A 21,177-nucleotide genomic window follows, 5' to 3' on the forward strand; every position below is an offset into this window, starting at 1 on the left:
GCCTGCTCAGCCTGCTCAGCCTGCTCAGCCTGCTCAGCCTGCTCAGCCTGCTCAGCCTGCTCAGCCTGCTCAGCCGGGCATAGCCGATGCTGGCTTGCTGAGCCTGGCCGCGAGGTTCGTGTGAGTCGCCTGGCGCCTGCGCGCCTACCGGAGCCCGAAATGAGCTTGATCAGCACCATCACACCCTTGCAAGGCCCGCTGAGAACCAGCCGGCTGCACGTCAAGCGGCGAAGCGCGTTGGCGCGCGTCTGCGCCGGGTGGGCATTGATAGTCGCGTGTGCCTGGTTGCCGGACGCGCCAGCTGCCACGGTAACTGCCGGCGCGAACAACACCAGCAACACCAACAACACACGCGATGCCGGCGACGCCACGCGCGCGGCCGTCCACGATGATCTGGCCGCCTATCGTTGCGCCGGCTACAACCCGGTCGCCGACGAGATCAACTATCCCGCCGACGTCGAAGCGGCGCGCGACCGCCTGCAAAGCTCCGGCTGCGAACCTGCCGCGGGCAAACCGGTCGCGCCCGTCAACGGCCCCGCCAGGCAACGCGATGCACAGACCCGATAGGGCATCGCCTCGAAATCGAACTGCGCGAAGCCGGAACGCAAGTGCTGGGATCCCGCCCATCCGTACAGGAAACACACATGAACCGACCGTTCGCCTGCGGCTGCCGCCGCGCTTTCACGTCGTCGATATTCAAGGGCATGTTGATGCTGCCGTTCGCGGGCCTGTTCATGCCCGGCGCACGGGCGCAGCACAAAGCGGAGGTGCCGCCGCCCGGCTCGCAAAGAAGCACGAAGAGCAAGATTCTCGACACCGGTGCCGACGTCTTGCAAAACAAAAAACCGATCGACGCGATGAGCGCCTATCTGAACGGCTTCCATTTTTACGCCGACGACATGGGCCGGCAGGTGGAAGCGCATCACTTCTGCACGCATCTGACGGAGGATTTTCACCAGTGCGTGATTTTCGATTCCAATGAGAGCAACGCGAAGCTGATCGGTATTGAATACATCGTCAGTGAACGCGTATTCAGGGCGCTTGGCGACGACGAGAAGAAGCTGTGGCACAGCCATAACTACGAGGTGAAATCCGGCGAACTGATCGCGCCGCGCGTTCCCGATATCGCCGAACATGCGCTGATGCAGGATCTCGTGACGACTTACGGCAAGACCTGGCATACATGGCAGATCGATCGCGACGCGAGCTTCCCGCTAGGCATCCCGCAACTGATGATGGGCTTCACGCGCGACGGGCAGATCAACGTGCAGATGGTCGAGGACCGCGACAAGCGGTTCCATGCGTCGACTGCCGGGCAAAAGCGCAAGCGCGCGGACATTCCGGAGCCGTCGGTGGTGAGTGGCGCGAATGCCTGGCAAAGCGGAACGTCTGTGCAATTGACGCTGGCCGAAGTGCAGGTGAGGAATCTGCGGCGCTGACGGTTGCCGTGCGGCTTGTCCGCGTTCGGCTGCGTCTGCGGCTTGCGGGCGTCGCGAATGTCGGGCTCACAGCGAGGCTAGCCCAGCGTCCGCGCGTAACGAACGCTAACGGGATTTTCACGTATCGTCGCCGTGCGGCCGTCGCTACAGCGCCTTCCATTTGCGCCGTCGCCCATTAGCGGTCGGGTGTGGACGGTGTGGACACAGCAGCGAGCGTCGACGAAGTGCCGCCATCGGCTGTGGTCGCAAGATCGCCAAGCGCGATGATGCCGACGAGATGCTTGTCCCGATCCACCACCGGCAGCCGGCGAATCTGCGCATCTTCCATTTTTTTGCGGGCGATCTCCACATCTTCGTCCTCGAAACACCAGTTGGCGGGGCCGCTCACGATGTCCTCGATGGGCGACTCGGGCAGCATTCCCGCCGAGATCGCGCGCACGACGATATCGCGATCGGTCACCATGCCGACGAGGTGCTCCCCATCGCAGACGGGCAACGAGCCGACGTTCAGTTCGTCCATCATTTTCGCCGCCTGTTGAATGCTTTGCGATGGGCCGATGGTTGCAGCGTCACGAGTCATTACTTGCGCAACAGAGGTCATGGTTTGCTCCTAAGAATGGTTGAACGGCTGCACCAGTGAAGAGGCAGCATCGCCCATTCCATGAGGCGGTCCCACGGTCGCTCCACGCGGCCGCACGCCTGATATGCATGAATCGTAGTCACGGCGCGCGGTCGCTGCGAACGGCATGAAGCCGGAATGCGCCTTGCTGCTCAATCATGCACATGCAACGCATCCGGGCATCTTGCGTAAGCGTTGAAATTCCAACTCATCCAATGGAGGACCAGATGACGCATGAACGATTCAAGTCCTGTATTTCAGCGTGCGATGCATGCGCGCTCGCATGCGGTCACTGCGCCGGCTCCTGCCTCGCGGAAGGGCGGGCTGACGAGATGGCCGAGTGCATCAAGCTCGATATCGATTGCGCCGAGGCCTGCCATTTCGCGTCGGGCGCGATGGCGCGCGGCAGCAGCGAGGCAGGCACGATCTGCCGGATGTGCGCGGACCTCTGCGATACCTGCGCGCAGGAATGCGAAAAACACGACGCCCAGCACTGCAAGGATTGTGCTGCCGCTTGCCGCGCTTGTGCGAAAGAGTGCCGCGCAATGGCCTCGTCGTGACGTGCGGAGCAAACAAAGCAAAGGTCTACGATGGACGAATCAATATCGGATGACGAAGCGTTTGACAAAGCACGGCAGTACATGGTCGAGAGCCAGATTGCGTCGCGCGGCGTGCGCGATGCGCGGGTGCTCGACGCCATGCGCGAAGTTCCGCGACATCGGTTCGTGCCGCCCGCGTTAGCCGAGTTTGCGTACAGCGACACGCCGTTGCCGTTGGCCGATGGCCAGACCATCTCGCAGCCCGTGATCGTCGCGCGGATGCTGGAAGCGGCCGAGCTAGCGCCGGGCGACCGCGTGCTCGACATCGGCACCGGATCCGGCTATGCCGCGGCCGTCGCCGCGCGGCTCGCCGCGCATGTGGACAGCATCGAGCGTCATCAGGTGCTCGCCGAGCGCGCCCGGCATACGCTGCGCGAGCAGGGCTTCGACAATATCGGCGTGCATCATGCCGATGGTACGCGCGGCTGGCCGGCTTGCGCGCCGTTCAATGCGATCATCGCGGCCGCCGGTGGCCCCGATGTGCCGCCCGCATGGCGCGAGCAACTGGCAGTGGGCGGCAGGTTGGTGATGCCCGTCGGTGAATCGATGGAGACGCAGCGGCTCATCAAGATGACGCGCCGCAGCGACACGCAGTTCGACGAGGAAGATCTCGGCGGCGTGCATTTCGTGCCGCTGATCGGCGAGCAGGGCTGGCCCGATGACTGCGATGCAACATCCGCTGAACGATCCGGCGAATCGCAGCGCCTCATGCCGGCAATGCAATCGCCGCAGCGGCCGCGAACACAGACTAAGCGGCTAGCCCCGCAGCGGCCCCAGTCGCTTGCTGGTCTTATCGCTGCGTCCGCGCGCCCGTTGCCGGAGCCCGAAGACGAAGCCTTCGCCGACGCATTCGATCATCTGCGCGCGAAACGCGTCGTGCTGCTCGGCGAATCCAGCCACGGCACGTCCGAGTTCTACCGGGCGCGCGCGGCAATCACTCGACGCCTCGTCGAGCGGCATGGCTTCACGATCGTCGCGGTGGAAGCGGACTGGCCCGATGCAGCCGTGATCGACGGTTATGTGCGCTCGCGCGAGCCGCGCACGAACGAGCCGCCTTTCCAGCGCTTTCCCGTGTGGATGTGGAGAAACGAAGAGTTCGCGGCGTTCGTGCGCTGGTTGCGCGCGCACAACGAGCACGAGGCCGACGCACGACGCTGCGGTTTTTATGGCCTCGATATGTACAGCCTGTCGGCGTCGATTGCAGCGGTCCTCGATTATCTCGATCGCACGGATCCGGAAGCGGCGAAGATCGCACGCGAACGCTACGGCTGTCTGACGCCGTGGCAGAAGGATCCGCAGGTGTATGGACGCGCGGCGTTTTCAGCAGGTTTCACGACCTGCGAAAACGCGGTGGTGCAGCAGTTACAGGACCTGTTGCGCAAGCGGCTGGAAGAGGCCAACGGCGACACGGACCGCTGGTTCGATGCCACGCAGAATGCGCGTCTCGTTGCATCGGCCGAGCGCTATTACCGCATCATGTACCGCAGTTCGGCGCAAAGCTGGAATCTGCGCGACACGCACATGTTCGAGACGCTCGAAAGCCTGCTCGATTCGCAAGGGCCCGACAGCCGCGCGGTGGTGTGGGCGCATAACTCGCACATCGGTAATGCGGCCGCGACCGAAATGGGCCGCGTGCGCGGCGAGCTGAACGTAGGTCAACTGTGCCGCGAACGTTTCGGCGACGCCGCCGCGTTGATCGGCTTCGGCACGCACTCCGGAACTGTCGCCGCCGCGACGGACTGGGACGGCCCGATGGAAATCAAGGCCGTGCGTCCTTCGCGCGAGGACAGCTACGAGTATCAGTTCCATGCATGTGGCGAACCGCGCTGTCTGGTCGATGTGTCGCGCGGCGCTGATCCGTTGCTGCGCGAGCATTTGCGCGAGGCGCGGCTCGAACGTTTTATCGGCGTGATTTACCGGCCGGAGACGGAACTGCATAGTCACTATGCTGAAGCGGTGCTGCCCGAGCAATTCGATGCCTATGTATGGTTCGACACGACGCGCGCGGTGCAAGCGCTTGCCACGCGCGCGACCGAGCGTGCGCCCGACCTGTATCCGTTTGGCGTTTGAAGTGGGTTTGGCATAGCTGATCGTTTCGCGTGTTTCGCGGCCCGACGCTCAATGCCGTGGATGCGAACCATGACCATGCGAGTGCGCGTCATGCTCATGCGCGTCATGGCCGCTCGTGTGATGCCGATGTTCTCCGTGCGCCATGTCGCGCATCATCTGTACGCCACCCGTGCGGAAAAATACAGCCGCGAGCCCCACGAACACCACGCCGAACACGATGTTGAGCACGGTCGTGTAGTTAAAGGTAATCGCAGCGTCGATAACCGCCGTATGACGCTGCTGCGGCAACCAGCCGAGCAGTTGGAAAAGCGTTTCGACGATGAGCGCGGCCACGACCATCGCAATGTAAAAACTCACCGCCATGAACGCGGTCATTCGCGTGCCGTAGTACTTGCGGTAGATGTTCAGGATCGGAAGGATGATGAGGTCGCCGAAGATGAAAGAGGCGACGCCTCCAAAACTGATGCCGCCTTTCCACAGTACCGCGGCCAACGGCACGTTGCCCACCGAGCAGGTGAACGACGCGACTGCAATCAGCGGTCCGACAAAAGCGCCCCATATCATTGCGAGCGTCGGATGACTGACCAGGAAGAACTTCTGCCAGAAGGTGTCGGGCACCCACGCCGCGAGCGCGCCCGCAACGACGAGACCTGCGCCGATATCGCGCCACAGCATCGCCCAGTTCATCACGTAGCTATGGCTGATTGCTATCCAGCCATCCCGGGAAGCGAGGCGTTCGTGCCAGCTGCCGTGCTGTGCGCTCATCGACATGGCTGCATGTCCCTCCATGCTCCCCGCGACACCTTTATCGGCCTGGTCGATTGCTTGCCGCTTCAGCGAGTCGCGCAGAAACACGCGCAACAGCAGCACGAGTACGACGATCATGATCGGTCCGCCGATGAACTCGGCCGCCGCGAACTGCCACGAAATGAGCACCCACATGAGCACGCCGAGTTCGAGCACGAGGTTGGTCGCGTCGAACTGGAACGCCATCGACGCGGTAAAGTCGCCGCCTTTGCGCACGATGCTGCGCGCCATTGCGACAGCGGCGTACGAGCACGACGACGATGCCGCGCCGAGCAGGCTCGCGAGCGTCAATGAGCGCGGCGACGCGTCTGGAAGGAGCCTCGACATTTCGGACTTCGACACCGTCACTTCGATGATTGCGGAGAACAGGAATCCGAGGCTCAAACCCCAGAATATCTGCCACAGCATGGTGAAGGCCATCCAGAGTGCGTGGCCGAATGCGCTGAGAAGGTGCATTGGAATCTCCCGCATACGCCAGGGTACAAGCGAGCGTAAAACGTATGAGGCTTCATGCTGAACCTTACCGCGGCGGTAAGCTCAAGCGCCTGCGCCGCTGTATGGTGTCTTCGTGCTTGCGCGGCGGCATAACATCATGGTGGACCTCCGTAGCAAAGCCCAGGCCCGCGGCGTTGGCCGACTCGCATCGCGAACCTGACCCGATGAGTTCGAGGTCAAGAAGCACGGCACCTTCATGTATCACCCGCATGCCGGCGAAATGGCGTAGATGGCGATGCGCATGATGGGCACATTGTCGTGCATCCGAAAGACCGTACCGTGATACCGGTGGAGCGCGACTTCGGCCTCGCGGTAAAAATAAATTTGTCAGGCAATGGAATAGCTGCACGCCGGCGATGTTTACGTCAGTAACACCGCTCGTTTCTTCGCAGCTATCAACCACGAGGCCGCTTTGAGTTACACCACGATTCAACCCGCTTGGGTCCGTATCGCACACTGGGTCAACGCGTTAGCCGTCGTGCTGATGATGATGAGCGGCTGGCAGATCTATGACGCATCGCCGATCTTTCCCAGCTTACAGTTTTCCCCCGCTATCACATTGGGCGGTTGGCTCGGCGGAGCCTTGCAATGGCACTTCGCGGTCATGTGGGTGTTGGTCGTCAATTTTCTTGTCTACGTCGGGCTCAATATTGTTTCCGGACGTCTGCGCCGCAAACTGCTGCCGGTGAACATCAGGTCGCTTGCGGCCGATCTCGCGGCTGCGCTGCGCGGCAAGCTGGGGCATGAAGACCTCACGCACTACAACGCGGTGCAGAAGTTTGCGTACCTGATGGTGATTGTCGATATCGCGCTCGTCATCGTGTCGGGGCTCGCCATCTGGAAGTCCGTGCAGTTTCCGCTGCTACGCACGCTAATGGGCGGATACGACAACGCACGAGTCGTGCATTTCGTCGCGATGAGCGTGCTGGTCGCATTCTTTGTCGTGCACATTGCGATGGTCGCACTCGTGCCGCGCTCGCTGCTCGTGATGATTCGGGGACGCTAATCATGACGCTTCGTAACAAGTCCGGAAAGCTCACTGCGTTTGCGCAGTCTCACGCGGAGACTATCGTCAAGGATGCGCGAAACGAACTGAAAAATCCTGCGCGTCGCTTGCTCGGCAAGCGCATTCTCACGCTCGGCGGCATCGCGATGCTGTCGGGTTGCGATCTGTCCAACGACAAATCCGTGAATACGATGCTGCGCAAAATGTCCTCGTTCAACGACGACGTGCAGGCATTGCTCTTCAATCCGAACACGCTCGCGCCGACATATCCCGAGTCGATGATCACGCGGCCATTCCCGTTCAACGCGTTCTACGATATCGACGACGTGCCCGAGGTCGACGCCGCCAGCTACCGGCTGGAGGTGAGCGGCCTCGCGAACGGTAAGCGTGTGTGGACGCTCGACGAGTTGCGTGCGTTGCCACAGGAAAGCCAGATCACGCGCCATATCTGTATCGAAGGATGGAGTGCGATCGGCCGTTGGGACGGCGTGCGCTTTGCCGGGTTCCTGAAGCGCGCGGGCGCCGACATGACGGCGAAATATGTGTCGCTGCATTGCGCGGACAACTACTGGACGAGCATCGACATGCCGACGGCGCTGCATCCGCAGACGCAACTCACGCTTGGCTACGACGGCGGGCCGCTGCCGCCGAAATACGGCTTCCCGATGAAGCTGCGCATGCCGACCAAGCTCGGCTACAAGAATCCCAAACATATCGTCGCGATCAGCGTGACGAACGATTATCCCGGTGGTTACTGGGAGAACCAGGGTTACAACTGGTTCGGCGGTTCCTGATGTTCATTGGCCCGTTAAGGGCTTTGCAGTCCTCTTAACCGTTTTCTCATGGAGCATTCATGTCTATTCGCCTGAAACTCGGCGTCACGCTTGCGGCACTGTCTTTTGCCGGTGCTGCGTTTGCACAGACGCCTGCCGCGAAACCGTCGCGCATCCGTGGCGATATCGTCGCGCTGAGCGGCGACGTGCTGAAGGTGCATCGCCGCAGCGGCGACACGGTGTCGATTGAACTGAAGCCGGCCGTCACGGTATCCGCAGTCAAGTCGATGCAGCTTTCCGACATCAAGCCGGGCTCGTTCGTCGGCACTGCGGCCACCACTGGCACCGACGGCAAGCTGACGGCAACGGAGGTGGTGGTATTCCCGGAAGCCGCGCGCGGCACGGGCGAAGGCCATTATGACTGGGACCTCGGTCCGAACAGCACGATGACCAATGCGAACGTCGACACGGTCGTTCAGGGAACGAGCGGCAGAAACCTGAAGCTGTCGTACAAGGGCGGCAATAACGAAGTGACAGTGCCTCCGAACGTACCGATCGTGACCTTCACGCCGGCCGCGCGCACCGATCTGACGCCGGGCAAGAAGGTGTTCGTCGTGGCAACGGCGGCGTCGCAGGGCACGTATGTCGCTCAGCGCGTGGTCGTGGAAAAGGATGGCGTTGCGCCGCCGATGTAAAGCGCGTTGATGTGTGGAGGGCTGGCCTGTCAGCGTGTCTGTATTTCGCCGATGGGCACGGCCTTCCAACGGGCGACACGTGAAGCTTCCAACAAAGTACCCGATGAATCACCCAGGCAAGCGCAAGACCACGCGCGCGAACAGCGAATCGCGAGTCAAAGCCTGAATTAAAGCCCGACCCGAAGCCCGACTCAAAGCCCGACTCAAAGCCCGAGGCAAACCGCGCCGCCCGCAACCACCACGCAGGCGAGCCAGCGCTTGCCGCTCACCGCTTCGCCGAGAAACACGCGTCCGATCAGCACCGCGAACACTACGCTGGTTTCGCGCAACGCAGAGACTGTGCCCATCGCGCCCGACTGCATCGCCCAGATCACGATGCCATACGCCGCGATCGACACAAGACCGCCTGCGAGCGACGAACCGACCGCCATCGGCGTCGCGCGTATCGGGGCCCATAGCGCGGGCAGACCGCGCATCGCGACGAACAGCACCGGCATCAGCCAGTAGAACAGGAACATCCACGCGGTGTAGGCAAGCGCTTCGCCGCCCGACAGACGCACGCCGACGCCGTCGATCACGGTATAAAGCGCGATCGTCGCGCCGGTGGTCAGCGCGGCCAGCACACCCGCGCGCGACACACGGCCTGCTTCGAGCGCGATGGCAATGATGCCACCCGATATCATCGCGATGCCGACCGCGCGCAGCGGACCGATCGCCTCATGCGCGAACAGCGCCGCGCCAAGCGTGACGAGAAGCGGCGACGAGCCGCGCGCGATCGGGTACGCTTGCGCCAGATCTCCACGCCGATAGGCACGCACGAGGCTCGCGTTATAGCCGATATGCACGAGCCCCGATGCGCCGATATACGGCCATGCCGCGGCGGCCGGCAACGGCGTGAAGGGAATGATGAGCGTGGCGATCGCCGCGATGGCGACGCTCATCCACGTCATCGAGAGGAAGCGGTCCCGGTTGCCGTGCAGCAACGCGTTCCAGCTTGCGTGAAGCAAAGCCGCAAAGAGGACGAGACCGCCGGTATAGCTGAGCATGCGCGATCAGGCCGCGGGCGCGACCGATGCGCCAGCAATCCCATGCCGCGCGAGCGACTCGGCCACGAAGCCGGACGCCTTCATTTCCTCGACGAAGCTGGAAAGCGCGAAGGCCGCCGCTTCGCCGCGGCTTTTCGGTGTGCCCATTGCCTGTTGAATCACCATGAAGCGCTCGTCGAGAAGCCGCAGTCCCGATGTGGTTCGCGCATCGGCTTCGAGTTGCTGCTTCACGCCGGCCGCGACTTCGAGACCCTGTTCGACGAATGTCTGCACGACCGTCGGCGAGGTAGGCGCGCGAACGATCTGCGCAGCCTTCAGTTCGCGGGTGAGGAAGAGGTCATAGGCACTGCCTTTACCGACTGCGACGCGGTTATGCGGCTGGTCGACGTCGTCGTTGGTTCGGACGGGCGACTCGTCGCGCACCAGATAAAAGCCTTCGATCAACACATACGGCGCGGTAAATGCGATGGTTTCGCCACGCAGCGGATCGACGGCAAAAAAACCAAAGTCGGCACGCTCCTCGCTCACCGCCTGCACCGATTTACCCGCTGCATCGAACACCACCAGTTCCAGTTCGACGCCCAGCCTCTGCGCGAACGCGCGCGCGAGGTCGACCGATACGCCGAACGGCTCGCCGGTATGCGGATCGCTGTTGGCGAGAATGGGATTGCCCAGATTGATCGACGCACGCACCTTGCCGGCAGGCGTGAACGCAGAGACAACGGCTTGATCGATGGTCATGGTGTTCTCGTTGCGACCGCGTCTTGCGCGGGTCATATCGGTTGAGGAATCGTTCAGCCTTCGACGCATCTTTCTGGTGCGCGATAGTGCGTCAAGCGCTCCATCTTAGAGGGAATTCGCGGACTTGCCCAGGCGGCGGGTCTGCCATGCCGACCAGGGCGACACCGATTGTGGCTTCAACTCGCGTAAGCTGTTCGCAGACTCCCTCATGGCCGCCCGCCGCCGTGACCAAGCAATTTTCTATGGCGACCACAAGGGCGGAAGTGTCGTGCGTCTACACGGCCGGCGACTACTCGGGCGCTCGCTCGCCGCACTATAACCAGGCCACGCTCGCCATCGACTATCTGCTTTCCAAACGCACAGACACATTTCTGACCGGCGTCTATCAGCGCGCGAGCGGCCCCGGTGCTTTCGCGCAGATCTATACGACGGCTGCATCGAGCAGCAACAGCCAGACTCTCGTTCAGAGGGGATACGGCAACCCTTCTGAGGCGAGGCCGCATGGCTGCCGCAGCGCGGCGCATTGCATGGTGACTCGCGAGCCGCCAGCGGTGACTACGCTGCGGCTTGCGGCTGGATAACGGAGCTGCGCTAGTCCTTTCGTTCAGGTTTGGCGCGCTTGTTTTCGCCGTCATCCTCGTCTGCGTCGCGCCGTTTTTCGTCGCGGACAGCGCGATTGTCGACGAACGGCGAATCGGTGTCGCTGCCGCCTTCACGCAGCGCGATTCGCGCTTCTTTGGCGAGGTTTTGATACTGCCTGCGAAAGCGTGTCAGGTCCTTCTCCTCGAGTTCCTCGAGATCGAGCAGCGCGTTATGCGCGCCTTCGAACGCCCGGATCAGTTCGTCGAGCTTGATCTGCATGGCGGCCGTGTCCCGGTTTTGCGTGTTCTGGATCAGGAAAACCATCACGAACGTGACGATGGTGGTCGACGTGTTGATCACGAGCTGCCATGTGTCGCTGTAGTGAAAGAACGGCCCGGTGATTGCCCATACGATCACGAGCGACACGGCTACCACGAACGTGCCCGGCCGGCCGGTCATAGTGGAAAGATAGCTGGCGAAGTTCGAAAACCATTTGCTGCTCATCGCGATCTCCGTTGTTGGTCTGGTTCATAAGATGATCGCATAGGAGGCGCCGCCGGGTTCACCGTTCTTCGGTGTATCCGGTGCGCATGCACATGCACATGCACATGGTCCCGATGCCGCCTGTCTGCCGGTGATATTCTTTTTCCATTGGAAGCGCTCGCCCGCCGGTTACGGCAGCGATGCTGCCATCGGCAAGGCGACGCATGAAAGCATGGTGTGCGCGAGGCCAAAAAGTGGCAGCCCTGATACCCGCACGCTGCTACAGTGCGTGGACTTGCATTTGCGTACGCGCTCGCGAACTAGCGACGACACTGCGCTTTCCCGCATCGCGTGAACGGAACACGAACAAGGAGGACCGGCAGTCATGAACGATCAGCGAGACATAGCACCGGAGAGTACCGCGGCCCGCGTCGCGCTATGGCGTGCGCTGCATAACGAGGCCGACGCCCCGCCGCATGTTTTCGAAGACTCAGTCGGTCTCGAACTGCTGTCCCCGGGCGACGACTGGCGCGAGCGCGGCGACATGGACCCGCAGTTCACGCGCCCGTTTCGCGCGTCGATCGTGGCGCGCGCGCGTTTCATCGAAGATCTGGTTGTCGAACAGGCCGCGCGCGGCGTCGACCAGTATGTGATTCTTGGCGCCGGCCTCGACAGCTTCGCGCAGCGCAGGCCGGAGATTGCTTCGCGCCTCAAGGTGTTCGAGATCGACCAGCCTGGGCCGCAGGCGTGGAAGCGTCAACGGCTGGTCGAGCTCGGTTACGGCATTGCGCAATGGCTGCGCTTCGTCCCGGTTGACTTCGAGGCAGGCGAAGCATGGCCGGACCGGCTCGCGGCAGAGGGCTTCGACCACGGTAAGCCGGCGATTGTGGTTTCGACGGGCGTCAGCATGTACCTCACGCGCGATGCAAACCTGGCCACACTGCGCGAGGTCGCGGCCTTCGCGCCCGAATCGACGCTCGCCATGACGTTCCTGCTGCCGCTGGAGATGGCGGACCCCGAAGTGCGCCCCGGACTCGAGATGGCGGAGAAGGGCGCGCGGGCAAGCGGCACGCCTTTCCTCAGCTTCTTCACGCCGGCCGATATTCTCGCGCTTGCTCACGAGGCCGGCTTCGCGCAGGCGCGGCATGTCCCGGCGGCCGACCTCACGCGACGCTATTTCGCGGACCGGACCGATGGCTTGCGTCCGCCGAATAATGCCGAGGAGCTACTGGTCGCGAACACTTGATCATTCTTCGTGATTGACGCCGCTCTGCAAACGGATGACTCGCGCGTCATGCAAGCAGCCGGATTGCGAGCCCCGCCGCGCCGCAAACCAGCACCACTGGTATCACGCCGGCCTTGAAGCGAAAGAGCGCAACCGCAGCCGCCAGCCCGATGACGAGCGACGGCCAGTCGAAGCGGCCATGCACGCCCTGTGGCCACAAAACGTGCAACGCAAAGAAGACCGCGAGATTCACAATGACGCCGACCACCGCGGCGGTAATCGCAGTCAGCGGCGCGGTGAATTTCAGATTGCCGTGCGTGGTCTCGATGAACGGCCCGCCGAGCAGGATGAACATGAACGAAGGCAGGAAAGTGAAGAACGTCACGACCGTCGACGCGACGACCGCGGAGAGCAGCACTGCGTCCTGGCCGAATATCGCCCTCGTCCATCCGCCGACAAAGCCGACGAACGCGACCACCATGATGAGCGGTCCGGGTGTCGTCTCCCCGAGCGCGAGACCGTCGATCATCTGGAGCCCCGTCAGCCAGTGCTGATGCTCGACTGCACCCTGGTAGACGTAAGGCAAAACGGCGTACGCGCCGCCGAACGTAAGCAGCGCCGCCTTCGTGAAAAACCAGGCCATTTGCGTGAGTGCGCCATTCGATCCGGAAAGCGCGACGAGCGCACCGATCACCGCCAGCCATATGACGGCGAAGCTTGCCAGCACGATAAAAAAGCGCTTCCAGGTGAAGAGCGCGTGGGCAGGCGTCGGGGCGTCGTCGTCGATCAGTGCGGGGCCGTGAAGTTCGGCAGCGGCGGCGTGCTTGCCGCCAATCGCAAAAGTGCCCGGCACATACTTGCCGCCGACGTAACCGATGATTCCAGCCACGAGGACGATCAACGGAAACGGCACCTGGGCGGCGAAGATCGCGATGAACGCCGCGGCGGCGATCGACCACAGCCACACGTTCGTGAGCGCGCGTGAGCCGATGCGGTACGCCGCGAACACGACGATCGCGGTCACGGCCGGCTTGATTCCGTATAGCACGCCGGCCACGGCTGGAACGCTGCCGAACACCAGATAGACCCATGAAAGGCCCATCAGAATAAAGAGCGACGGCAGCACGAAAAGGCCGCCCGCGATCACGCCGCCCCATGTGCGATGCATGAGCCAGCCGATGTACGTAGCCAGTTGCTGTGCCTCGGGTCCGGGAAGGACCATGCAGTAGTTCAATGCATGCAGAAAGCGCTTTTCGGAGATCCAGCGCTTTCTTTCAACGAGTTCCTGATGCATCAACGCGATCTGCCCGGCCGGACCGCCGAAGCTCATGAAGCCGAGCCTTAGCCAGTACCAGAACGCAGTGGGGAGCGAGACCCGCGCGATGTTGTGTTTCATTGAAATGGTCCGGTTTGGTTTTGTTGGCGGCGGGCTTCGTGGGCTTCGAGATTTGGAGGCGATGGCGGGACGTCGCTGAAGCTTGCGTTAGCGGGTCTTTAACGTTCCGGTCGTTGACGAACCCCGCGCCCCAGGGTCGAGCGTGGCGCCGTGTCGGCGCAGTCTAGCAGCTACGGGATACGGCGCGGTTCGCCTTGCATTGGTGCCGCGAGTTCAAGTGTGCGCGAGTGTCTCGCTGATGCCGCCCAGTACTTTGTCTCGGGCGAAACCATGCTGCTGACGCAAGGCGAACGAGAGGTGATACGTCGCGACACGCCCAGCCGCGTTCGAGTTTGAAGTAGAAGCCGCGCATGAGCTTCACGATCTTCTCAGGCGCGAAGCGCGCGGCACGTTGCTCGAACATCGGTCGACGCAGTACTCACAGTCGTACGCAAAGGAATTGAAGAACAGGATTTTCAGCAGCGACACGCAGCGACTGTCTGCCATGAAGCTGTAGCAAATGCGCGTGCCCATGCCGTCCCGGTGGTGCGCGCCCCCCGGTGCGGCGCTCGCTGCGCGTAGGCGCGCCACTGCTGGCGCACAACGCGTCGTGTCTTGGTGCGCCTGCTTACACCTCGAGTTTTTTCTGCAATTCCACGTTGCCGTCGATACTGTATGAATGTACAGTTGTGCTGTGGGCTATGCGGAGGCGGAAGCGGTTTCTGGCGGGTTTGGCGGCTCGGTTCCGAGGCGTGCTGGTGCCTGTGGACGCCGCCGATGGTTGCTGACGTCTATTGGTAACCGCTGGTAGTCGCTGGTATTGGCCAGCCAGATCAATAGGAAGGGGGATTCGTGTAGATGCCGGCTTTCAGCACGCAGGAGCAAGATGCCTGAACAACTGTGGTTGCCCGGGCTAGAGGCGCCGCCCACGCCAACGGACGGTCTGTTTTTCGCTGTCTTTCCGGACACCAACACGGCGGCCAACATTTCAAAGCTCGCGCAACAGCTTTGCGAGGAGGCGCGCGTCCGCAGTAGGCCGCTCGCCGCTAACCGTTTGCACGTCACGCTGCATCATCTCGGCATTTTCGCGGGCGGGCTGCCGCAGGCTCGCGTGGACGCAGCGATGCAAGCGGCCGGTTCTGTCCGCATGGCGCCGTTTAGCGTCGAATTCGATACGGTGGCGAGCTTTGCTTCGAAACCCCGACCGGGCCCGTTGGTGTTGACAGGCAGTGAAGGCGTCGGCGGTCTGCATCGGCTTCACGATGCGTTGACAGGCGCGCTGCATGACAGTGGCATCGAAAGTCGCGCAGGTTCGGCGGCAATGGCTTATACGCCGCATGTGACGTTGGCTTACGGGCTGCCTTGGGCAGCGGCGCGTCCGGTGGAGCCGGTGTGCTGGAACGTGCGCGGCTTCGCGTTGATACACAGCTTATTGGGGCGTACGCGGCATATCGTGCTCGCGCGCTGGCCGCTCGAAGGTGCCGCGCTCTAGAGGAGCGCGGGCGCGCCGTTCGTTGGCAGCGCAACCGGTTGTGATCGGACGTGCGCCTAGAAGCGTAGGCCAGCCGAGCAAGCACCGGCGAAGCCGCCGCCGCTCCCGCCGGCTCCACCGCAGAAAACTCCGCAACCGGAAAGCAGGGTGCACATGGCCGCGGCTGCGCATGCGGCGCGCAGGGCTGCTGTGTTGAGTGAGGACCTGTCGACGCGGGCACGGCGAGTGGGCCTCGCGGTGAAGAGCGCGCAGGTAAGCGTTGTCGGCTGGGACGCAGCATTGGGTGCAGCGTCGTTGGGGCGTGAATCTTTCGGTGAATGTGTCAGTGAGTGTGTCGTTTTAATTCGCATAATGACTAGCCAGCGCAGCAGGAGCGGACGAGAAGGAGGGGGGCAAAGCGCGCCGGGAAAAGCCTGCAAGCCTAGCTTGCGTCCAGACGGGCCCCCAATACGCAAAATCCGAAAAACCGGGAAGAGGACGGGTCGGGCGGAAGAATCCCTCGTGCGCTCCCTGATAGAATGCTTGGGCCGCAACGTAGTGGATTGCAAATGAGATTGCTTGATGCGTTAGTCGAACAGCGTATTGCCGCAGCCGCCGCGCGCGGTGAGTTCGACGATTTGCCGGGTGCAGGGGCGCCGCTCAGCCTGGAGGACGATGCACTCGTCCCCGAAGAAGTGCGCGTCGCCAACCGGATTCTGAAAAACGCGGGGTTTGTGCCGCCCGCAGTCGAACAGCTACGCGCGTTGTGCGACTTGCAGACGGAGCTGAATGCCGTCAGCGATCAGGCTACGCGCTGCCGTCTCCAGGCTCGCATGCTGGCGCTAGATATGGCGCTCGAATCGCTGCGCGGGGGTCCTTTGATGCTGCCGCGTGAATATTGTCGCCGGATTGCCGAACGACTGTCCGAGCGTGCTTCCCACAAGGATGCGTCCCGGCTGCCAGGCTCCGGTGCTGTGGCGTCCGGCGCGGACGTGGTCGCCGCGGGGACGCGGTGAGCGAGCCCATCATCCGTCGCGGCGCGTCTGATGTGGACGCGGACCGCATCGACGGCACGAGACCAGTGGATATGCTGCCTGCGGCATCCGAGTGCGTTGGCGCCGTCGTCGGTGACTCGGTTGTAGGTGAGCCAGGTTCGGCCGATCCTGATCCAGCCAAGCTCGAAGCAGCCCGTCCCCACCCAGTCAATCCCGACGCAGCCTCGTCCAGTCTTGCGGCGCCCGAACGCATCGCGTCCGCCCCGACCGCGTCCGCCCCAACCGCATCCCCCACAACCGCGTCCCCCCCAGCCGCGCAGGCTCCCGCCGTCTCCGACCGCGACCGCCGATTCATGGCCCTCGCTCAGGCAGCAGCCGAAGAAGCGCGAGCAGCCGGCGAAGTACCCGTCGGCGCAGTGCTCGTGCGTGGCGACGAAGTGATCGCGAAAGGTTTCAATCATCCGATCGGCGCGCATGATCCTTCGGCGCACGCGGAGATGGTCGCATTGCGTGCCGCGGCGCAGACCGTCCAGAACTATCGCTTACCGGGCTGCGAACTGTATGTGACTCTCGAGCCGTGCCTGATGTGCGCCGGCGCCATCATGCACGCGCGCATTGCCCGCGTGGTGTTCGGTGCGCGCGATCCGAAAACGGGCGCGTGCGGCAGCGTCGTCGATGCATTCGCGAACCCCCAGTTGAATCACCACACTGTAGTAACCGGCGGCGTGCTCGAAAGCGAATGCGGCGCCGTGCTCAAGTCGTTCTTTGCCGAGCGGCGGCGCGCGAGTCGCGAAGCGCGGGCGACCGCACGCGCGGCCGTCGGCGCAGACAGAGACCCGCCCGAGCCGCTCTGAGCCGCAACCGCTTACCAACCGCTCCGAACACTACGACGAGACCCTGACGATGACCGTCCACCGCACCTTCGATCTGATTGCGCCGTCCGGCTACCCGCACGACGCCGACGTGCTCAATCGCGCGTTGCAGCGCCTGCACACACAAGGGCATCGCGTGGAAGGAGCGGACGCGGCGCGGCGCCGTTATCAGCGCTTTGGCGGCACCGACGGCGAACGCGCAGCGGACCTGAACCGGCTCGCCGATGCTTCCCGCGCCTTGCCGGACATCGTGCTGGCCGTGCGCGGCGGGTACGGGGCGGCGCGCATCCTGCACGGCCTCGATTACGATGGGCTGCAACGTCGTCTGACCGGCCAACCGGTCGCGCTGGTCGGCCACAGCGACTTCACTGCAATTCAGCTTGCGCTGTTCGCGCGCGCCGGGCTGAAAACGTTCAGCGGCCCGATGTTGATGAGCGACTTCGGCGCGGAGCATGTCAGCGACTTCACCATGCAGCACTTCTGGTCGGTGCTGACAAAGCCGACCGTGACCATCGCGAGGAACGTGCCGCAAACGCATGCGGTAGACGTCAAAGGTACCTTGTGGGGCGGCAACCTGGCGGTTCTCGCGTCGCTCGTCGGCACGCCTTATATGCCGCCGGTGCAGGGCGGAGTGCTGTTCGTCGAAGACGTCAACGAGCAACCGTTTCGCATCGAGCGGATGCTTTATCAACTGCACCTGTCCGGCATTCTGGGGGAGCAGCAGGCGCTCGTTCTCGGCGATTTTTCGGGCGGCAAGCTGTACGACTACGACAACGGCTACGACCTGCAAGCCATGATCGAGCACATGCGGTCCGTAATCGGCATTCCGATCGTGACCGGTTTGCAGTTCGGCCACGTGCCGGACATGCTGACGCTGCCTGTCGGAGCCGACGCGCACCTCGTTGCGGATGCGAACGGCTTCCAGCTGACCTTATCCAACTATCCCTGCTTGCGCTGAACTGCCGGTTAGCGAAGCGGGTTCCAGCCCGCTTTTTCGCCAATTCTTCACGCAACTAACGGCCGGACGTTACGGCATGCCAGTGACGCGCAAAGCCACTGCGCATGCGAGCATTTGTCGACAAAATCGACGCCGCCGGCAACGCCAATCATCATATCGAATCCCACATCGCCCAATAGCGACAAGGGCTTGAGCCGGGCGGCCGGTGTTCATCGCGTGCCTAGTCACAAAGATTGTCGAAGATGCCAACAAAAATTGTTGACAATCTTTATGTCCATCCTATTATGACCTCCATAGACAGACACATATCATGTCCGACACCGAATCCGTCAACGCAAATAGTTCGAGGCCCGAAGCAATTGCCGAGCGCATCCGCGCCGCGATTCTTGAGCATCGGCTGGCGCCGGGTGCGAAGCTGACCGAAGCGCAGTTGTGCGAAGTGTTCGGGGTCAAACGTGGTCCGATCCGGCAAGCGCTGGCGCAACTGGCGACCGATCATCTGGTGGACCTGGAGCCGAACCGCGGCGCATTTGTCGCGAGTCCATCGCTTCAGGAAGTGCATGAGGTGTTCGAAATGCGCCGCATCATCGAGTTGGCGGTCGTCGAAAAGATCTGCAACGGGCACGGCATGCGGCGATTGAAAAGCATCGGCGGCATGATCGGCCGTGAACGCAAGGCGTTCGAGACGCGCGACTTTTCGTCGTGGATTCGTCTGTCCGGCGAATTCCATACGGAGTTGGCTCAGCTCACCGGCAACACGGTGCTATGCGATTGTCTGAACGGACTGGTGGCGCGCTCCACGCTGATCTCGGCGTTGTACGAGTCACTGGGGCGAAGCCCATGTTCGTTCGAGGACCACGAAGCGATTCTCGCCGCGCTCGACGCCGGCAATGCAAAAGAGGCGGCGGCGCTGATGTCGCGCCATTTGCAAAGCGTCGAGTTGAAGATGCTGGAGCGGCCCGCGCGCGGCGCAGCCGATCTGCACGAAGTATTCGGCGCGCTTAACGGCGCCGGTAAAGCGTCATCTAAAGAATCAGCCAAAGAATCATCCAGAAGCAAGTCCGCGCCAAGCTGAGGCAAGCGGCCGGCGTGCGCCCGTTGCTGGTGCGCGCCGCACTGAACTGAGCCGGATTGATCGAGCGTCGCAAGGCGGCCCTGCACGGGCGCTGCCCGCAGGCGCGCGCACGCCCGTCGCTATATGACGGACGTCTAAAGCAGTAACGCATTGCCGGACATTCGCGGAAAGCCGGCAATGCGATAAGCACAAGTACTTCAGTACGGAGACAACCGCGGCGAGGTCATGGCGGGGCTCGAACTTCTTCGCTCCAGACGGACAGGAAGCGCGAGCGAGGCGGCAGAGCCGCAACTGGCATGACCAATGCAATGCCCTTCGATTCGCAATCGACGGTCCCATCACAAGGAGGAATCATGGCTCAGTTCAGCGCAGCGCCCGGCAGTTCCGCAATCCCCCCTTATGCAGACGGTGACGCATCCGGCGATCCGTCGATGCCGGCCGGTTACAGCGAGCGGTTATACAACAAGGACCTCGCGCCGTTGCGTCATCAGACCTGGGGCGCCTACAACATCTTCGCGTTCTGGATGTCGGACGTGCACAGCGTCGGCGGCTATGTGTTCGCCGGCAGTCTGTTCGCGCTCGGGCTGACCAGCTGGCAGGTGCTGATCGCGCTGCTCGTCGGCATCGGGATCGTCAACGTGCTGTGCAACATGATCGCGAAGCCGAGCCAGGCCAACGGCGTGCCGTATCCGGTTGCGTGCCGTGCGACCTTCGGCGTGCTTGGCGCAAACATTCCCGCGGTGATTCGCGGTCTGATCGCGGTGGCGTGGTACGGCATTCAGACCTACCTCGCTTCGAGCGCGCTGGTGATCGTCGTGCTGAAGTTCGTGCCGCAACTGTTGCCGTATGCGGACGTCCATCGCCACGGCTTCATGGGTCTGTCGGCGCTCGGCTGGTCCGGCTTCATGTTGCTGTGGGTGTTGCAGGCACTGGTGTTCTGGCACGGCATGGAGACGATCAAGAAGTTTATCGACTTCGCGGGCCCGGCGGTTTATGTGGTGATGTTCATTCTCGCCGGCTACATGGTGTATCGGGCCGGTTGGCGCAACATCGGCATCAACCTGGGCGGCGTCAAGTATCACGGCATGCAGGTATTGCCCGTGATGATCACGGCAACCTCGCTGGTGGTGTCGTACTTCTCCGGGCCGATGCTGAATTTCGGCGACTTTTCCCGCTACGGCAAGAGCTTTCGCAGCGTGCAGCGCGGCAATTTCTGGGGACTGCCGGTCAACTTTCTCGCGTTCTCGCTCGTGACCGTAATCACGACCGCGGCCACGCTGCCCGTATTCGGCGAACTGATTACAGACCCGGTCGAAACGGTGGGCCGCATCGACTATCCCACGGCGGTGATTCTCGGCGCGCTGACTTTCACGATTGCGACTATCGGCATCAACATCGTCGCGAACTTCGTGTCGCCGGCCTTCGACTTCTCGAACGTCGCGCCGCGGCTCATCAGCTGGCGTGCGGGCGGCATGCTCGCGGCGGTCGCGTCGATCTTCATCACGCCGTGGAATCTGTTCAACAATCCCGCTGTGATTCACTACACGCTGGACGTGCTCGGCAGCTTCATCGGACCTTTATATGGAATCCTGATCGTCGATTATTACCTCGTGAAGCGCCAGAAGGTCGTGCTCGATGATCTGTACACCGTCGCGCCGACGGGTTCGTACTGGTATCGCAACGGCGTCAACTATCGGGCCGTCGCTGCGCTGCTGCCGGCCGCGGTCATCGCCGTGCTGTGCGTAATGGTGCCGTCGCTCGACGGTATGGCGAATTTTTCGTGGTTCATCGGCGCGGGGCTCGGGGCGCTGTTCTATCGCGTGCTCGCACGCTGAGCATCGGCGCCTGGAG

21 protein-coding genes and 1 pseudogene are annotated in these 21,177 nt (G+C 62.7%); 16 read left to right on the forward strand and 6 right to left on the reverse strand.

Annotated elements, in window-relative coordinates; all coding sequences use genetic code 11:
• Positions 1–159: 159 nt before the first annotated feature.
• Together F759_RS38885 and F759_RS0128840 are read left to right on the forward strand one after the other, a co-directional pair.
• The gene (locus F759_RS38885; protein WP_036025489.1) at positions 160–567 is read left to right on the forward strand and encodes a DUF4148 domain-containing protein; all 408 of its coding nucleotides are present in this window, start codon (positions 160–162) and stop codon (positions 565–567) included.
• 77 nt (positions 568–644) lie between these two features.
• Entirely contained in the window at positions 645–1,439 is a 795-nt protein-coding gene (locus F759_RS0128840; RefSeq protein ID WP_027802911.1) for an OBAP family protein, read from the forward strand.
• Positions 1,440–1,614: 175 nt separating this feature from the next.
• Here F759_RS0128840 and F759_RS0128845 read toward each other — a convergent pair whose 3' ends face one another.
• Positions 1,615–2,040: a CBS domain-containing protein gene (locus F759_RS0128845; RefSeq protein WP_027802912.1), complete on the reverse strand. Its 426-nt coding sequence runs from the start codon at positions 2,038–2,040 to the stop codon at positions 1,615–1,617.
• A gap of 245 nt (positions 2,041–2,285) precedes the next feature.
• Between F759_RS0128845 and F759_RS44440 the strand changes: the two genes are divergently transcribed.
• Complete coding sequence (locus F759_RS44440) at positions 2,286–2,618, forward strand: four-helix bundle copper-binding protein (RefSeq protein ID WP_084534377.1); 333 nt, start codon at positions 2,286–2,288, stop codon at positions 2,616–2,618.
• Positions 2,619–2,648: 30 nt separating this feature from the next.
• Positions 2,649–4,727: a protein-L-isoaspartate(D-aspartate) O-methyltransferase gene (locus F759_RS0128855; protein WP_051377493.1), complete on the forward strand. Its 2,079-nt coding sequence runs from the start codon at positions 2,649–2,651 to the stop codon at positions 4,725–4,727.
• A gap of 48 nt (positions 4,728–4,775) precedes the next feature.
• On the opposite strand, the gene F759_RS0128860 is transcribed toward F759_RS0128855, so the two are convergent.
• Positions 4,776–5,990, reverse strand: coding sequence for a permease (locus F759_RS0128860; protein ID WP_027802915.1), 1,215 nt, complete (start codon positions 5,988–5,990; stop codon positions 4,776–4,778).
• Between the two features lie 205 nt (positions 5,991–6,195).
• Here F759_RS0128860 and F759_RS44445 point away from each other — a divergent pair.
• The 4 genes and pseudogenes from F759_RS44445 to F759_RS0128875 all read left to right on the forward strand — a co-directional run.
• Positions 6,196–6,332 (forward strand): annotated as a pseudogene (locus tag F759_RS44445) (copper oxidase); the annotation flags it as partial.
• Positions 6,333–6,441: 109 nt separating this feature from the next.
• Positions 6,442–7,035: a cytochrome b/b6 domain-containing protein gene (locus F759_RS0128865; RefSeq protein ID WP_027802916.1), complete on the forward strand. Its 594-nt coding sequence runs from the start codon at positions 6,442–6,444 to the stop codon at positions 7,033–7,035.
• Between the two features lie 2 nt (positions 7,036–7,037).
• Positions 7,038–7,829, forward strand: coding sequence for a molybdopterin-dependent oxidoreductase (locus tag F759_RS0128870; RefSeq protein ID WP_027802917.1), 792 nt, complete (start codon positions 7,038–7,040; stop codon positions 7,827–7,829).
• A gap of 59 nt (positions 7,830–7,888) precedes the next feature.
• Positions 7,889–8,503, forward strand: a complete 615-nt coding sequence (locus F759_RS0128875) for a hypothetical protein (RefSeq protein ID WP_027802918.1) — start codon at positions 7,889–7,891, stop codon at positions 8,501–8,503.
• A 203-nt stretch (positions 8,504–8,706) separates the two neighbouring features.
• Here the strand turns inward: F759_RS0128875 and F759_RS0128880 are convergent, their stop codons facing one another.
• Both F759_RS0128880 and F759_RS0128885 read right to left on the reverse strand, forming a co-directional pair.
• Complete coding sequence (locus F759_RS0128880; RefSeq protein ID WP_027802919.1) at positions 8,707–9,549, reverse strand: DMT family transporter; 843 nt, start codon at positions 9,547–9,549, stop codon at positions 8,707–8,709.
• A 6-nt stretch (positions 9,550–9,555) separates the two neighbouring features.
• On the reverse strand, positions 9,556–10,290 hold the full coding sequence (locus F759_RS0128885; RefSeq protein ID WP_027802920.1) for an ABC transporter substrate-binding protein: 735 nt from the start codon (positions 10,288–10,290) through the stop codon (positions 9,556–9,558).
• A gap of 242 nt (positions 10,291–10,532) precedes the next feature.
• Here F759_RS0128885 and F759_RS0128890 point away from each other — a divergent pair, with 242 nt between their 5' ends.
• Positions 10,533–10,871 (forward strand): hypothetical protein, encoded by a 339-nt coding sequence (locus tag F759_RS0128890; RefSeq protein WP_036025492.1) that lies wholly within the window; start codon positions 10,533–10,535, stop codon positions 10,869–10,871.
• A 10-nt stretch (positions 10,872–10,881) separates the two neighbouring features.
• Here the strand turns inward: F759_RS0128890 and F759_RS38890 are convergent, their stop codons facing one another.
• Positions 10,882–11,376 (reverse strand): low affinity iron permease family protein, encoded by a 495-nt coding sequence (locus tag F759_RS38890; protein ID WP_036025494.1) that lies wholly within the window; start codon positions 11,374–11,376, stop codon positions 10,882–10,884.
• 364 nt (positions 11,377–11,740) lie between these two features.
• On the opposite strand from F759_RS38890, the gene F759_RS0128900 reads away from it, so the two are divergent.
• The gene (locus tag F759_RS0128900; protein WP_027802922.1) at positions 11,741–12,601 is read left to right on the forward strand and encodes a class I SAM-dependent methyltransferase; all 861 of its coding nucleotides are present in this window, start codon (positions 11,741–11,743) and stop codon (positions 12,599–12,601) included.
• 46 nt (positions 12,602–12,647) lie between these two features.
• Here the strand turns inward: F759_RS0128900 and chrA are convergent, their stop codons facing one another.
• Entirely contained in the window at positions 12,648–13,976 is a 1,329-nt protein-coding gene (gene chrA, locus F759_RS0128905) for a chromate efflux transporter (RefSeq protein ID WP_027802923.1), read from the reverse strand.
• Positions 13,977–14,841: 865 nt separating this feature from the next.
• Between chrA and F759_RS0128915 the strand changes: the two genes are divergently transcribed.
• From F759_RS0128915 to F759_RS0128940, 6 genes are all read left to right on the forward strand, one after another.
• Positions 14,842–15,447: a 2'-5' RNA ligase family protein gene (locus F759_RS0128915; RefSeq protein ID WP_027802924.1), complete on the forward strand. Its 606-nt coding sequence runs from the start codon at positions 14,842–14,844 to the stop codon at positions 15,445–15,447.
• 548 nt (positions 15,448–15,995) lie between these two features.
• On the forward strand, positions 15,996–16,442 hold the full coding sequence (locus F759_RS0128920; protein WP_027802925.1) for a DnaJ family domain-containing protein: 447 nt from the start codon (positions 15,996–15,998) through the stop codon (positions 16,440–16,442).
• Between the two features lie 230 nt (positions 16,443–16,672).
• Positions 16,673–17,275 carry a tRNA adenosine(34) deaminase TadA gene (gene tadA, locus F759_RS38895; protein ID WP_084534378.1) on the forward strand — a complete coding sequence of 201 codons (603 nt, stop codon included), beginning with the start codon at positions 16,673–16,675 and terminating at the stop codon, positions 17,273–17,275.
• A gap of 49 nt (positions 17,276–17,324) precedes the next feature.
• On the forward strand, positions 17,325–18,251 hold the full coding sequence (ldcA, locus tag F759_RS0128930) for a muramoyltetrapeptide carboxypeptidase (RefSeq protein ID WP_027802926.1): 927 nt from the start codon (positions 17,325–17,327) through the stop codon (positions 18,249–18,251).
• Between the two features lie 310 nt (positions 18,252–18,561).
• A complete protein-coding gene (locus F759_RS0128935; protein WP_027802927.1) occupies positions 18,562–19,326 on the forward strand; it encodes a GntR family transcriptional regulator in 765 nt (254 codons plus the stop codon).
• 353 nt (positions 19,327–19,679) lie between these two features.
• Positions 19,680–21,161 carry an NCS1 family nucleobase:cation symporter-1 gene (locus F759_RS0128940; RefSeq protein WP_027802928.1) on the forward strand — a complete coding sequence of 494 codons (1,482 nt, stop codon included), beginning with the start codon at positions 19,680–19,682 and terminating at the stop codon, positions 21,159–21,161.
• The last annotated feature ends 16 nt before the right edge of the window (positions 21,162–21,177 follow it).

Origin of the sequence: Paraburkholderia dilworthii (assembly GCF_000472525.1) — a bacterium.
GTDB lineage: Bacteria > Pseudomonadota > Gammaproteobacteria > Burkholderiales > Burkholderiaceae > Paraburkholderia > Paraburkholderia dilworthii.

Bases quoted from the DNA above. Each gene is read 5' to 3' on its own strand.
- F759_RS0128870 (WP_027802917.1), top strand. From the start codon at position 7,038: ATGACGCTTCGTAACAAGTCCGGAAAGCTCACTGCGTTTGCGCAGTCT.
- F759_RS0128915 (WP_027802924.1), top strand. From the start codon at position 14,842: ATGCCTGAACAACTGTGGTTGCCCGGGCTAGAGGCGCCGCCCACGCCA.
- F759_RS0128940 (WP_027802928.1), top strand. From the start codon at position 19,680: ATGGCTCAGTTCAGCGCAGCGCCCGGCAGTTCCGCAATCCCCCCTTAT.
- F759_RS38885 (WP_036025489.1), top strand. From the start codon at position 160: ATGAGCTTGATCAGCACCATCACACCCTTGCAAGGCCCGCTGAGAACC.
- F759_RS0128840 (WP_027802911.1), top strand. From the start codon at position 645: ATGAACCGACCGTTCGCCTGCGGCTGCCGCCGCGCTTTCACGTCGTCG.
- F759_RS0128880 (WP_027802919.1), bottom strand. From the start codon at position 9,549: ATGCTCAGCTATACCGGCGGTCTCGTCCTCTTTGCGGCTTTGCTTCAC.
- F759_RS0128845 (WP_027802912.1), bottom strand. From the start codon at position 2,040: ATGACCTCTGTTGCGCAAGTAATGACTCGTGACGCTGCAACCATCGGC.
- F759_RS44440 (WP_084534377.1), top strand. From the start codon at position 2,286: ATGACGCATGAACGATTCAAGTCCTGTATTTCAGCGTGCGATGCATGC.
- F759_RS0128920 (WP_027802925.1), top strand. From the start codon at position 15,996: ATGAGATTGCTTGATGCGTTAGTCGAACAGCGTATTGCCGCAGCCGCC.
- F759_RS0128900 (WP_027802922.1), top strand. From the start codon at position 11,741: ATGAACGATCAGCGAGACATAGCACCGGAGAGTACCGCGGCCCGCGTC.
- F759_RS0128885 (WP_027802920.1), bottom strand. From the start codon at position 10,290: ATGACCATCGATCAAGCCGTTGTCTCTGCGTTCACGCCTGCCGGCAAG.
- F759_RS0128935 (WP_027802927.1), top strand. From the start codon at position 18,562: ATGTCCGACACCGAATCCGTCAACGCAAATAGTTCGAGGCCCGAAGCA.
- F759_RS0128860 (WP_027802915.1), bottom strand. From the start codon at position 5,990: ATGCACCTTCTCAGCGCATTCGGCCACGCACTCTGGATGGCCTTCACC.
- F759_RS0128875 (WP_027802918.1), top strand. From the start codon at position 7,889: ATGTCTATTCGCCTGAAACTCGGCGTCACGCTTGCGGCACTGTCTTTT.
- F759_RS0128855 (WP_051377493.1), top strand. From the start codon at position 2,649: ATGGACGAATCAATATCGGATGACGAAGCGTTTGACAAAGCACGGCAG.
- F759_RS0128890 (WP_036025492.1), top strand. From the start codon at position 10,533: ATGGCGACCACAAGGGCGGAAGTGTCGTGCGTCTACACGGCCGGCGAC.
- ldcA (WP_027802926.1), top strand. From the start codon at position 17,325: ATGACCGTCCACCGCACCTTCGATCTGATTGCGCCGTCCGGCTACCCG.
- chrA (WP_027802923.1), bottom strand. From the start codon at position 13,976: ATGAAACACAACATCGCGCGGGTCTCGCTCCCCACTGCGTTCTGGTAC.
- F759_RS38890 (WP_036025494.1), bottom strand. From the start codon at position 11,376: ATGAGCAGCAAATGGTTTTCGAACTTCGCCAGCTATCTTTCCACTATG.